General features: G+C 64.2%; 12 protein-coding genes and 1 tRNA gene. 6 read left to right on the top strand and 7 right to left on the bottom strand.

Annotation, left to right across the window (positions count from 1 at the left end; all coding sequences use genetic code 11):
* The first annotated feature begins 26 nt into the window (after positions 1-26).
* Positions 27-2,330, top strand: a complete 2,304-nt coding sequence (locus EOA24_RS11970; protein ID WP_245501783.1) for a DNA translocase FtsK — start codon at positions 27-29, stop codon at positions 2,328-2,330.
* 31 nt (positions 2,331-2,361) lie between these two features.
* Here the strand turns inward: EOA24_RS11970 and yihA are convergent, their stop codons facing one another.
* The 3 genes from yihA to EOA24_RS11955 all read right to left on the bottom strand — a co-directional run bounded on the left by yihA (position 2,362) and on the right by EOA24_RS11955 (position 4,126).
* Positions 2,362-3,003, bottom strand: a complete 642-nt coding sequence (yihA, locus tag EOA24_RS11965; protein ID WP_126083623.1) for a ribosome biogenesis GTP-binding protein YihA/YsxC — start codon at positions 3,001-3,003, stop codon at positions 2,362-2,364.
* Between the two features lie 26 nt (positions 3,004-3,029).
* The gene (locus EOA24_RS11960; RefSeq protein ID WP_126080185.1) at positions 3,030-3,668 is read right to left on the bottom strand and encodes a CatB-related O-acetyltransferase; all 639 of its coding nucleotides are present in this window, start codon (positions 3,666-3,668) and stop codon (positions 3,030-3,032) included.
* A gap of 143 nt (positions 3,669-3,811) precedes the next feature.
* Positions 3,812-4,126: a hypothetical protein gene (locus EOA24_RS11955; protein WP_126080186.1), complete on the bottom strand. Its 315-nt coding sequence runs from the start codon at positions 4,124-4,126 to the stop codon at positions 3,812-3,814.
* Positions 4,127-4,293: 167 nt separating this feature from the next.
* Between EOA24_RS11955 and EOA24_RS11950 the strand changes: the two genes are divergently transcribed.
* From EOA24_RS11950 to EOA24_RS11940, 3 genes are read left to right on the top strand one after another with little or no spacing between them, the layout of a single operon-like run.
* A complete protein-coding gene (locus tag EOA24_RS11950) occupies positions 4,294-4,758 on the top strand; it encodes a MarR family transcriptional regulator (protein WP_126080187.1) in 465 nt (154 codons plus the stop codon).
* The gene (locus EOA24_RS11945; protein ID WP_126080188.1) at positions 4,751-6,046 is read left to right on the top strand and encodes an HlyD family secretion protein; all 1,296 of its coding nucleotides are present in this window, start codon (positions 4,751-4,753) and stop codon (positions 6,044-6,046) included. The genes EOA24_RS11950 and EOA24_RS11945 overlap by 8 nt, the downstream gene beginning before the upstream one ends.
* Entirely contained in the window at positions 6,043-7,587 is a 1,545-nt protein-coding gene (locus EOA24_RS11940; protein WP_127409814.1) for a DHA2 family efflux MFS transporter permease subunit, read from the top strand. Before EOA24_RS11945 ends, EOA24_RS11940 begins: the two co-directional genes overlap by 4 nt.
* Positions 7,588-8,245: 658 nt before the next feature.
* Here EOA24_RS11940 and yidC read toward each other — a convergent pair.
* The 3 genes from yidC to rpmH are packed head-to-tail and all read right to left on the bottom strand — an operon-like array spanning position 8,246 to position 10,597.
* Entirely contained in the window at positions 8,246-10,078 is a 1,833-nt protein-coding gene (yidC, locus tag EOA24_RS11935; protein WP_126080190.1) for a membrane protein insertase YidC, read from the bottom strand.
* Positions 10,079-10,092: 14 nt separating this feature from the next.
* Positions 10,093-10,446, bottom strand: coding sequence for a ribonuclease P protein component (rnpA, locus tag EOA24_RS11930; RefSeq protein ID WP_112128961.1), 354 nt, complete (start codon positions 10,444-10,446; stop codon positions 10,093-10,095).
* A 16-nt stretch (positions 10,447-10,462) separates the two neighbouring features.
* The gene (rpmH, locus tag EOA24_RS11925; RefSeq protein ID WP_008833937.1) at positions 10,463-10,597 is read right to left on the bottom strand and encodes a 50S ribosomal protein L34; all 135 of its coding nucleotides are present in this window, start codon (positions 10,595-10,597) and stop codon (positions 10,463-10,465) included.
* A gap of 253 nt (positions 10,598-10,850) precedes the next feature.
* On the opposite strand from rpmH, the gene EOA24_RS11920 reads away from it, so the two are divergent.
* The gene (locus tag EOA24_RS11920) at positions 10,851-12,341 is read left to right on the top strand and encodes a HAMP domain-containing sensor histidine kinase (protein WP_126080191.1); all 1,491 of its coding nucleotides are present in this window, start codon (positions 10,851-10,853) and stop codon (positions 12,339-12,341) included.
* Positions 12,342-12,621: 280 nt separating this feature from the next.
* Positions 12,622-12,698: transfer RNA gene (locus EOA24_RS11915), tRNA-Arg, on the top strand.
* Between the two features lie 54 nt (positions 12,699-12,752).
* On the opposite strand, the gene EOA24_RS44100 is transcribed toward EOA24_RS11915, so the two are convergent.
* A partial coding sequence (locus EOA24_RS44100; protein WP_348633071.1) for a rhodanese-like domain-containing protein occupies positions 12,753-12,895 on the bottom strand: 143 nt, incomplete at its 5' end.

Raw genomic sequence — 12,895 nt, 5'->3', positions numbered from 1 at the left:
GGGTTCCGCAGACGCAAACTGGGCAGGTGGTCGCGTTGCGCGTCGCGCCGGCGAGCGAATCGGACGATGGCGAGTTCAGCCGCCCGGCTTGGCAGGACTATTTTTTCCTTGCGCCCAATGTGCGGTTCACCCGCACACCGGACACCGATCTCGCCCGGCGAGCCGCCCCGCAGGAAGATGCCGCGCCGGCCAGGACACCGGCCCGCGAGCCCGTCCGGCCTGCACCGCCGGCTCCGCCGCCAGCCAATTCAGTTCGGACGATTCCTGCGGCTCGAGCCGCGGCGCCGGCGCAAGCGAAACCGGTCATCGCGCCTTCCGCCGCCACGCCCGTCGCTCCCGCTGCGCCGCTCCAGCCCACCGCCGCTCCGGCACAAAAGCCGCGCCCGAGCGGACTGCGCTGGTCCTATCTTTCCGATCACGCCTTCTTCGAATTCGGCATGCCCTTCCTCGCCGAGCGCCTGGCGCGGACGCGCCTGAATGAAGCGGGCCAGGCCTCCGCAGTGCCAGTGTCGCCGCCCGTCAGGCCGATGCCGGCGCCGGCGGCGCGACCGATGCCGCCTCGCGCCGCCTTCATGGGCGAGGCGACATCACTCTATCGGGTCATCGAGTGGCGCTCCAACGCGGCGGATATAAGCCCTGCTCCGGCGCCGACGCCGTCCCAAGTGGCCGCCCAGCCGATACCTGCCGAGGCCATCACGACTCCGGCACCGGCAAGCGCAAGGATGGCGAGGCAGGCACCCTCCTTGCCCATTGCCGGCGAGGTCGTGCCGTTGCCGGCTTCCGTCGGCTATGAGCTTCCCTCCGAGGAGCTCCTGCAGATGCCGCCGGAAGGCCAGGGCTTCTACATGTCGCAGGAGCGCATGGAGCAGAATGCCGATCTGCTCGAGAGCGTGCTGGAGGATTTCGGCGTCAAAGGCGAGATCATCCATGTCCGGCCGGGTCCGGTCGTCACACTCTATGAGTTCGAGCCGGCGCCGGGCGTGAAATCCAGCCGCGTCATCGGCCTTGCCGACGACATCGCCCGCTCGATGTCGGCGATCTCGGCGCGCGTCGCCGTGGTGCCGGGCCGCAATGTGATCGGCATCGAATTGCCCAATGAGACGCGCGAAACGGTCTATTTCCGCGAGCTGATCGGATCGGCCGGTTTCCGCAACACCTCCTGCAAGCTGGCGCTCGGCCTCGGCAAGACGATCGGCGGCGAACCGGTCATCGCAGAGCTCGCCAAGATGCCGCATCTGTTGGTGGCGGGCACCACCGGTTCCGGCAAGTCGGTCGCCATCAACACCATGATCCTGTCGCTACTCTACCGAATGAAGCCGGAGGAATGCCGCCTCATCATGGTCGATCCCAAGATGCTGGAACTCTCCGTCTATGACGGCATCCCGCACCTTCTGACGCCGGTCGTCACCGATCCCAAGAAGGCGGTCACGGCGCTCAAATGGGCGGTGCGCGAGATGGAGGACCGCTACCGCAAGATGGCGCGCCTCGGCGTGCGCAACATCGACGGCTACAACCAGCGCGCGGCAAGCGCCCGCGACAAGGGCGAGGTCGTGACCATGCGGGTGCAGACAGGTTTCGAGAAGGGCACCGGCGAGCCGCTGTTCGAGGAACGCGTGATCGACCTCGCGCCGATGCCCTATATCGTCATCATCGTCGACGAGATGGCCGACCTGATGATGGTGGCCGGCAAGGAGATCGAAGGCGCCATCCAGCGACTGGCGCAGATGGCGCGCGCCGCGGGCATCCACCTGATCATGGCTACGCAGCGCCCCTCGGTCGACGTCATCACCGGCACGATCAAGGCCAATTTCCCCACCCGCATCTCCTTCCAGGTTACGTCCAAGATCGACAGCCGCACGATCCTGGGCGAGCAGGGCGCCGAACAGCTGCTCGGCCAGGGCGACATGCTGCACATGGCCGGCGGCGGACGCATTTCGCGCGTGCACGGTCCTTTCGTTTCCGATCTCGAGGTCGAGCATGTCGTGGCGCATCTGAAAGCGCAGGGGCGTCCTGAATATCTCGACACCGTCACCGCCGACGAAGAGGAGGCTGAAGAGGCGGCCGATGCCGGCCCGGTCTTCGACAAGAGCGCGATCGCCGAGGAGGATGGCGATGCGCTCTTTGAGGAAGCGGTCAAGGTGGTCAAGCGCGACAAGAAATGCTCGACCTCCTACATCCAGCGGCGCCTCGGCGTCGGCTACAACCGCGCCGCCTCGCTGGTCGAGCGCATGGAGAAGGAAGGTCTGGTCGGCGCCCCCAACCATGTCGGCAAGCGCGAGATCCTCACCGGCCGGCGCGATCGCGAGCCCGAACGCGAAGAGACGGAGTGATTCGCGGCTGATCGGCCTCAGGCGGACGGCGTCAGCCGCCGTTCGCCACCAGCACGATCGCGGCGCGCAACTCGTCGAGACCCGAGGCTTTTTCCGATGATGTCGCCAGGACCACGGGAAAAGCGGCCGGCCGCTTCTTGATCTTGGCCAGCGTCTCCTCGATCAGCCTCGGCACGCCGGCGGCCTTGATCTTGTCGGTCTTGGTCAGCACCACCTGGTAGGACACTGCCGCCTTGTCGAGCAGGGTCAGCACTTCCTCGTCCTTGGCCTTGATGCCGTGGCGCGCGTCGATCAGCACATAGACGCGCTTCAGCGTCACGCGGCCCTGCAGATATTCATAGATGAGCTTCGTCCACTCATCGACCTTGTCCTTCGGCGCGCTGGCATAGCCGTAGCCGGGCATGTCGACCAGCGCCATCGGCGGCAGGTCGGCGCCTTCGCCGGAGAACCCGTCCGGCACGAAATAGTTGAGCTCCTGCGTGCGCCCCGCCGTGTTCGAGGTGCGCGCCAGGCCCTTGTGTCCGACCAGCGCGTTGATCAGCGACGACTTGCCGACATTGGAGCGGCCGGCGAAGGCGATCTCCGGCGGGCCTTCCGGCGGCAGGAACTTCATCGATGGCACGCCGCGGATGAAGATCCAGCCGCGGGTGAACAGCTCCGGATCAACCGCCATCTTGTCGCTTTTCGTGTCGGGTGCGCTCAAGCCGCTGCCTCCAGTCTTGCAATGTCGACGCCGCGGATAGCGTTGAGATTGCGGCTGATCTTGTCGACCGGCCAGTCCCACCAGGCCGCCTTCAAAAGCCGCCGCACCGTGAATTCGTCGAAGCGCATCTTCACTGTCCTTGCCGGATTGCCGGCGACGATCGCATAAGGCGCCACGTCGTGTGTGACAACCGATTTCGCCGCAACGATGGCGCCATTGCCGATCCTGACGCCCGGCATGGTCACCGCATCCATGCCGATCCACACGTCATTTTCGACGTTCGTGTCGCCGCGGATCTCCTTCGACCAGGTCTCAGGATCGAACCCTTCCTCCCAGCCGTGGCCGAAGATGTTGAACGGATAGGTCGAGAAGCCGGACATGGCATGGTTGGCGCCGTTCATGATGAAGCGCGCGCCTTCCGCGATGGCGCAGAACTTGCCGATCACCAGCCGGTCACCGATGAAGTCATAGTGGTGCAGCACGCATTTCTGGGCGAATTTGTCGGGACCATCGGGATCGTCATAGTAGGTGAAGTCGCCGATCTCGATGTTGGGCGACGTCACCAGCCCCTTCAGGAAGCCGACGCGCGGATACGTCGCGATCGGATGCTTGATGTTGGGATTGGGTCCGGTCATCGCGGTCCCTCCGTGGCTAGAGCAATTCCAGGAAAAGTGTGAGCGGTTTTTCCGTCCGGAATTGCGTAAAAACAGAAAGACAATGCGTTCCGGCGCGGTCAACGTCCGATCAAACTAACGTGATCCGGCCCCGGCACAACTGTTCAATGATTGCCGCGGCAGATCACGATCGGGTTGGAAAGGGCGCTGTCGAATCCGCTGCCCTGATAGACCTGGACGTTCGACGCGCCGGGCGGCAGCGAGAAGCTGCCTTCGACGATTTTCTGGTCGCTGGTCATCGTGTGCAGTGCCCAGCTGAAGGTGCAGAATTGCGGCGGCGCCTTGGGTTGCACGTGGCTGCAGTTGAGCTGCGCGCCGCCCAGCATCGCCGCCCCGCCGCAGCTCACCGCGTCCTTCGCGGCGGCCGGAAAAGCGTATCCCATGAGCAGCGCCAGCATGGTGATCTTGAGCCGGTTCATTGTCTTGTCCTTGCCGAAAACCCAAGCCGAGCGGGCCGGGTTCTGGCCTATGCGATATTTTTAGCAAGCGCCTTAGTCGGTCTTGCGCTCGGCGTCCAGCGGGATTATGTGCATGATGATAATAAGCATGCTCACGAAAGTTTGTCCGCCGGCCCCGAAGTTCTCCCATGCCCTCCTCGCCCAATATCAGCTTCGTGCTGCACGATGTCGCGCGCCTGCTCAGGAAGTGGTTCGAGCAGCGCTCGCGCGCCTTTGGGCTGACCCGCGCGCAATGGCAGGTGCTGGCCTTTCTTTCGGTGCATGAGGGCATCCACCAGAACAAGCTGGCCGACCTCATCGAGATCATGCCGATCACGCTCGCAAGGTTGCTCGACAAGATGGAAGCGCGCGGCTTCATCGAGCGCCGGCCCGATCCTGCCGACCGCCGGGCGTGGCTCCTCTATCTGACCCCGCAGGCGCATCCATTGATTGAGGTGATGCGCAGCAACGGCCGGAAAACGCGTGACGAAGCCTTCGCCGGCCTGTCCGCGGACGCGCAGCAGCAACTGCTGCAAACCCTTTGCCTGATCAAATCCAATCTGCTCGAGGCCTGCACCCAGCCGGCCGTCGACCGGGAGAAAGTCCATGTCTGAAGGAACCTCACCCAGAAAGCCCGCCGACGGAGAAAATGCCGGCGAAAGAGCAAGCGACCAGGTCATTCGCCTGGACAGCCAGCGCGAGCAAAGGCGCGGCAATAATCCGCCTGTCGTCGAAGACGATGAGCTGGAAGCGCCCGTGGCGCCGGAGCCGGCGACGCTGGAGGCGCCTTCGGCGCAGCCGAAGCCGGCTTCCGTCACCGTAACTCCGCCCGCTCCCGCCAAGCCGCGCCGCGGCCTCACCCGGCCGATCCTGTTCGCGCTGCTGCCCGTCGCTCTGGTGGCCGGCGGCTACTACTATGTCGTCGGCGGCCAGATCATGACCACCGACAACGCCTATATCCAGGCGCAGTCGCTCGGCGTGTCGACCGACGTCTCCGGCACCGTCGACGAGATCGATGTGCACGACAACCAGGCGGTGAAGAAGGGCGACGTGCTCTTCCGGCTGCGGCCCGCCTCCTTCGAGACCGCGCTCGCCGGCGCCAAGGCGCAGCTCGGCACGGTGCGCAACCAGGTGCTGACGCTGCAGGCAAGCTACCAGCAGTCGCTGGCCTCGATCGACCAGGCCGAGGCCGACATTCCCTATTACGAGTCCGCCTTCCAGCGTCAGCAGGATCTGCTCAAGACCTCGACCGCCTCCAAGGCGACATTCGACAGCGCCCAGCACGATCTGATCGCGGCCCGCCAGAAGGTGACCGTCGCCAAGGCGCAGGCGCAGGCAATGCTCGCCCAGCTCGGCGGCGACGCCAGCCAGCCGGTCGAGCAGAACCCGTTCTACCTGCAGGCCCAGTCGGCGGTGGACGACGCGCAGCGCAACCTCAACGATTCCGTCGTCAAGGCGCCGTTCGACGGCATCGTCACCAATGTCGACGCCTTGCAGGTCGGCAAATACCTGCCGGCCTCGCAGCCGGCCTTCAGCCTGGTGTCGTCGACCGACATCTGGATCGCCGCCGAGCCGAAGGAAACCGAGCTCACCTATGTGCGGCCGGGACAGAAGGCGACGATCAGCATCGACGGCTATCCGGGCGATGTCTGGCACGGCACCGTCGGCTCGATCAGCCCTGCATCGTCGTCCAGCTTCTCGCTGCTGCCGGCGCAGAACACCTCGGGCAACTGGGTCAAGGTCGTGCAGCGCATTCCGATGCGCGTGACGATCGACGATCCGGACGGCAAGCCGCCGCTGCGCGGCGGCATGAGCGCGGTGGTCGACATCGGCACCGGCCATGCCCGCGGCCTGCCCGATTTCATCGCCAACCTCCTCAAGCAATCCGGACCAAAGTCATGACAACGGCTTCCGCGACAGGCGCGCCCGTGGTCGCCAATCGCGGCGCCATCACCGCCTGCGTCATCCTGGCGGTCATCATGCAGGCGCTGGACACCACCATCGCCAATGTCGCGCTGCCCTATATCCAGGGCAGCGTTTCGGCCAGCGCCGACCAGATCAACTGGGTGCTCACCTCCTATATCGTGGCCGCCGCGGTGATGACGCCGCCGTCCGGCTATCTCGCCAATCGCTTCGGCCGCAAGCGCATCCTTCTGGTGGCGATCACCGGCTTCGTCGTCGCTTCCGTGTTGTGCGGTTTCTCGCAGTCGCTGCCGCAGATCGTCGGCTTCCGCCTGCTGCAAGGCCTGTTCGGCGCGGCGCTCGTGCCGCTGTCGCAGTCGATCCTGCTCGACATCTACAGCGTCGAGGAGCGCGGCTCGGCCATGGCGCTGTTCGGCGTCTCGGTCATGGTCGGCCCGGTGCTGGGGCCGGTCATCGGCGGCTGGCTGACCGAGAACGTCTCCTGGCGCTGGGTGTTCTACATCAACGTGCCGGTCGGCGCGCTGGCCTTTATCGGCGTCTCCATGTTCGTCCAGGAAACCAAGCTCGACCTCAAGGCCAGGCTGGATTGGCTGGGCTTCGGCATGCTCAGCCTCGCCATCGCCTCGCTGCAGATGTTCCTCGACCGTGGCGAGCAGCTCAACTGGTTCTCCTCGGCCGAGATCATTGTCGAGGCGCTGGTCTGCGCGTCGGCCTTCTACATCTTCATCGTCCACACCTTCACCGCGCGCGACACTTTCGTGAACCCGCGGCTGTTCCTCGACCGCAACTTCGCCGTCGGCATGATCTTCATCTTCATCATCGGCATCACCAATCTCGCCTCGCTGGCCCTGATGACGCCCTATCTGCAGACGCTGATGGGCTACCCGGTGGTGACGGCCGGCATCGTCATGGGGCCGCGCGGCCTCGGCACCATGGCCTGCATGTTCCTGGTCGGCCGGCTGGTCGGCAAGGTCGACACGCGCTGGCTGCTGTTCATCGGCCTCGCCATCACCGCCTGGGCGATGTACGACATGACCGGCTGGACGCCGGACGTCTCGCAATGGACGATCATCAGCACCGGCTTCATCCAGGGCGCCGGGCTGGGCTTCCTGTTCGTGCCGCTCACCACCATCACCTTCGCCACGCTGGCGCCGGAGCGACGGGCGGAAGGCACCGGCCTCTACAACCTGTCGCGCAACATCGGTTCCAGCGTGGGCATCTCGGTGGTCTCGGCGCTGTTGACGCAGAACCAGCAGATCAACCACGCCAACATCGCCACCTATGTGACGCCCTACAATCCGGCCTTCGGCGATGCGGCGGTCTCGCAGGCGCTGAGCCCTTACACCGCCGCCGGCCGCGCCGCGCTCGACGGCCTCGTCACGCTGCAGGCGACGATCATCTCCTATGTCGACGACTTCAAGCTGATGATGATCCTGTCCTTGGCCGCGATCCCGCTGGTGCTTCTGCTGCGCAAGCCCGGCGCCCCGGCCAAGGTCGATCACAGCGCGGTCATGGAATAAAGGACCGGGATCCCGCCGCCCGCGGGACCCCGGGTCTGCCGGACCAGCCTCCCAAACACCGGCGTCGCTGCGCCGGAAGCCGCCCGGCCCTTTTTGGGGAGGACGGGAATCATACGAAGCGGGGGCGGGCGGAGTTTCACCAGCCTCGGACAATTTGCCGAAAATCATTCTGGTGTATCGAGGTCACGTATGGGTTTATCGGCGAAGGCCAACGCAATGCCGTCATCCCCGCGCTTGTCCCGAGCATCCGCCGCCGCATGCGGAGGATGTAGCGCGTCCAGTTCAGAGAGGCCGGTAGATCCTCTGGACAAGCCCGAGGATGACGGCGATCAAGGCATGCCGGTTATCTGAACTCCAAAAGCCATCGCGATCGCCTTGCCCCAAAATGCCGCCGACGTTGGTGATTGACCGAAAACCTCCGTGACGTCGTCATCCTCGGGCCTGACCCGAGGATCCATTCCGTGACCTTTGCGGCAGAGTGTGAGGGTGCAGAATTCTGTAACCGTTACAACGCCTTAGCGTGATAGTAAGGGTCTGCGCGCGTCGCTCCGGGATGTAAAGCCACGGCCAATCGCGAATGTTGGCGCAGTCCCGTTGGCATCTCCAACGAAAAACCCCGGCCAATGGCCGGGGTTCGCTTTGTAAGGTCGGGTGCCTTCTATTCCGCCGGCGATGGTTTCTTGCGGAACATCGCCGCCAGATTGTCCCACAATTCGATCTTGGCACCCTGGCGCTTCATGATCACGCCCTGCTGCAGGATCGACAGCGTGTTGTTCCAGGCCCAGTAGATGACGAGGCCTGCCGGGAACGAGCCCATCATGAAGGTGAAGATCACCGGCATCCAGGTGAAGATCGCCGCCTGCGTCGGGTCCGGCGGCGCCGGGTTCATGCGCATCTGCAGGAACATGGTGATGCCCATCACCACCGCCCAGGCGCCCATATGCGGCAGGAAGGCGGGCGCCGCGAAGGGCAGCAGGCCGAACAGGTTGAAGATCGACGTCGGATCGGGCGCCGCAAGGTCGTGGATCCAGCCGAAGAAGGGCGCGTGCCGCATCTCGATGGTGATGTAGAGCACCTTGTAGAGCGAGAAGAAGACCGGGATCTGCAGCGCCACCGGCCAGCAGCCGGCCAGCGGATTGATCTTCTCGGTCTTGTACAGCTCCATCATCGCCTGCTGCTGCTTCATCTTGTCGTCCGCGTATTTCTCGCGGATCTCGACCATCTTCGGCTGCACCTTCTTCATGTTCGCCATTGAGGCGTAGGACTTGTTGGCCAGGGGGAAGAAGATCGCCTTGACGACGACGGTGGTGGCGAGGATCGCCAGGCCGAAATTGCCGAAGAATTTGTAGAGCGTGTCGATGAGCCAGAACATCGGCTTGGTGATGAAATAGAACCATCCCCAGTCGATCAGCAGGTCGAACTGGCGGATGTGCCGGTCCTTTTCATAGGCGTTGATGGTCGAGACTTCCTTCGCGCCGGCGAAGATTTCGGACTCGATCGTCGTCGACTGTCCCGGCGCGACGCTGATCGCGTCGGACAGAAAGTCTGACTGATAGCTGTGGCTGTGCGGCCCGTCCTTGAATTCGAAATAGGAGAATTTCGGCTGGAAGGGCTGCTTCTCCGTCGGCACAAGCGTCACGGCCCAGTATTTGTCGGTGATGCCGAGCCAGCCATCGGTCGATTTGCCTGGCTTGACTTCCTTGTCCTTCTCGATGGCCGCGTATTTGTACTCCGTAAGCCCTTCGCTGCCGGTCACGCCGATCAGACCTTCATGCAGCACATAGGTGCTGGCGACGGCCGGTTTGTCGAAACGGGTGACGCGCCCGTAATTGTAGAGCGAGACGGCGGCCGTTCCCGAATTCTGCACCGTGTCGGAAACGGTGAACATATATTCGTTGTCGATAGAGATGGTGCGCTTGAACGTCAGGCCCTTGTCGTTGGTGAAGGTCAGCGTCACCGGCGTCGAGGGCGTCAGCGTCGGATTGCCTTCGACGCTCCACACCGTATCCGCGCCCGGTACAGCGCCGGTCGCATCGTTGCCGACGAAGCCGATCTCGGCGAAATAGCCGTTGGGCAGCGACGACGGGTTGAGCAGCTCGATCTCGGGCGAATTCTTGTCGACCGTCTCGGTATAGTGCTTGAGCTTCAGGTCATCCAGGCGCGCGCCGGTCAGGTTGATCGAGCCTTCGAGGCTTTGCGTGTCGATCTTGACGCGCTTGGTGGCGGCAATGGCCTGGTCGCGGCTGGCGGCGGTCACCGCTTCACCGCCGGGTGCGCCGGGAACGCTGCCGGCCGCCGGGGCCGACGTTCCGGTCGCGCCGGAATTGGCGCCGCCGCCCGCTTCCTTCTTCTGCGCCTCGACGCGCTGCTGCTCGATGCGGGCCTGCTCGCGCTGCTGCTCCATCTTGGGGTTCATGTAGAACACCTGCCAGAGCGTCAGGATCAACACCGACAGCGCGATGGTGATGAAGAAATTGCGGTTGTTTTCCATCGAAAGCCCTTGGCCTATCGTGCGCCGCGTAGCCGGCGGGAAAGCTCGGCCTTCAACTGGCCGAACGGAGTGGCGAGCACGTCTTCACGCCCGACGATGACATAATCATTGCCGGGCGCCATGTCATCGGCGGCGTGAACGCGCACGGCTTCCCTCAGCCGCCGCCGGACGCGGTTGCGCACCACGGCGTTGCCGACCTTCTTGGTGACGGTGTAGCCGACACGCGGCGCAAGGTCGTCGCCGCGGTCGAGAACTTCAACGAGAAAAAGCCGTCCGCGGCGTTTCTCGCCGCCGCGCACAGCCAGGAAGTCCGCGCGTTTCAGAAGCCGCCCGGGAGTTTTCCCCTTTGGCTTGCCGGTTGCGGGCAACGATCTCGTCTTTCGTTCAGGCGCTGAGCCGCTTGCGGCCGCGATTACGGCGGGCAGCAACGACGCCACGGCCACCCTTGGTGGCCATGCGGGCACGGAAACCATGCCGGCGCTTCCGGACGAGCTTGGACGGTTGGTATGTACGCTTCATTTGTTTTAATACCGCGGGGTGCGGCCCTTCTTGATTCTGTCACTCTGTAACAGGAGCTTTGCCGGGCCGGCTTAGGCGCGATCGAAACCGCGCCGGGACGAATGGCCCGAGCGTGAGCGGGCTTATAGAAAGAAGGTTTTTGGAAGTCAATCCGCCCGCCGCGAGGCAATTTTTTGCGGGGTGACGATGAAATTGGCAAAAAAGCCGCAAATCGCATAATCTTGCCCGATCAAGCCTTTGTGAATGCGCGTCAATGACGAGTGAAACTCTGTCCACGAACGAGAAGGCAACCCCGGCGGCAAACCCGACGCGCCGGGTGCCGCTGTCGCGCGGCCTGTCGACAAAGCTTCTTCTGCTCACCATCGCGTTCGTGCTTTTGGCCGAAATCCTGATCTTCCTGCCCTGGATCGCCAGCTACCGGGTGAACTGGCTGAAGGAGCGGTTGAGCACCGCCGCCGCCGTGTCGATCGTTTTGTTGCAGGGCGAGCCCAACGCGCTGTCGCACAATGCCCAGAACGATGTGCTGATGGCGATCGGCGCCAAGGCGATCGCCGTGCGCGACGGCGGCGTGTCGCGGCTGCTCGTCGTTTCCGACATGCCGCCGCAGGTCGACGAGCATATCGACATCGCCAATGTCGGCCTGGTCAACGGCATGACCGGCGCGCTCGACACTTTGTTCTTCGGCGGCAAGCGCATGCTGCGCGTCTTCGGCCCGGTCGGCGACAGCGACAAGGAATTCGAGCTGATCATGCCGGATTACCGTCTGCGCGACGCTATGCTCAGATACTCGCGCAATGTCGCCGTCGTCTCGCTGCTCATCTCGCTGTTCACCGCAATGCTCGTCTATGCGGCGATCGACCTGATCATGATCGGGCCGATCCGCACCATGACGCGCTCGATCCTGTCCTTCTCCGAGGCGCCAGACGATCCCGGGCGCATAATCTGTCCGACCGAGCGCGCCGACGAGATCGGCGTGGCCGAGCGCGAGCTGGCGCAGATGCAGGACCGGCTGCAGAAGATGCTTTCCGAACAGAAGCATCTCGCCGACCTCGGCCTCGCCGTCTCCAAGATCAATCACGACATGCGCAACATCCTGGCTTCCGCGCAGCTGATGTCCGACCGCCTGCGCCAGGTGAAGGATCCGACTGTGCAATCCTTCGCGCCGAAACTTGTGCGCGCGCTCGACCGCGCCGTTGCCTATTCGGAGGGCGTGCTCGCCTATGGCCGCACGCAGGAGCCGGCGCCGTCACGCCGACGCCTCAGGTTGCGCCAGTTGGTCGACGACGTGCACGGCCTGCTCGACATCGAGACAGGCATCGAGTTCATCAACGCCGTCGAGCATGCCTTCGAGGTGGACGCCGATTCCGACCATCTCTTCCGCGTGCTCACCAATCTGTGCCGCAACTCCATTCAGGCGATGGCCGCCGATACGGAGAGGACGGTTGTGCGCCGGCTGGCGGTGGCGGCCGAGCGTCACGGCAGCGTCAGCCGCATCACCGTCACCGACACCGGCCCCGGCCTGCCCCCCAAGGCGCGCGAGAACCTGTTCGCCGCCTTCCGGGGCTCGGCGCGCAGCGGCGGCACCGGCCTCGGCCTGGCGATCGCGCACGAATTGATCCGCGCCCATGGCGGCTCGGTCGAGCTTGTCGAATCGATCGGCGGCCGCACCGTCTTCGCCGTCACCATCCCCGACCAGCCGGTCCGGCTCGACCAAGCGCGCAACGGCTTGCGCCGCCCCGCTTGAGGTGTACCGATATTCAGGTGATGCCGGCCTGCAAATGACAGCTTCCTGCGCTTCCGGTGCTCACGTACTTTAAGTACGCTCCGCTCCGGTTCTCGGAATCCACCATTTTCGTCTCGGCCTGACCTGAATCTCGGCACACCTCCACATCGGGGAACCGCCTGCGACAAAACTTTTGCCGGATCGGCTTGCAATTCTCAAATTCAGTCGTTAGGGAACACTCCACATCGCGGCCGGCCGTCTCGACCGGAACGCGAGGCTTGTGTCACACACGGCCTGTTGCGCGCCCGTAGCTCAGCTGGATAGAGCACCAGACTACGAATCTGGGGGTCAGGAGTTCGAATCTCTTCGGGCGCGCCATTTCCGCTGCCATCGCCGAAATTTACCGCTGGTAGCCGCCGGGACCACGCTCGCTCAATCGCGAATGATCGCGCAGCTTTCATCCTTCGCCCAATCGGCGAAGCTGAGGTAATAGGCGCGAACATCGCGATAGCCGGCCCGGGCCGCTGCGGCGGCAGCGAGAGCGGCGCGGCCGCCGCCGTCGCAATGGGTGACAA

This window comes from Mesorhizobium sp. M2A.F.Ca.ET.039.01.1.1, assembly GCF_003998035.1.
GTDB lineage: Bacteria > Pseudomonadota > Alphaproteobacteria > Rhizobiales > Rhizobiaceae > Mesorhizobium.
Note: the sequence above shows the minus strand (reverse complement) of the source record. Positions and strands in the feature narration are given on the sequence as shown.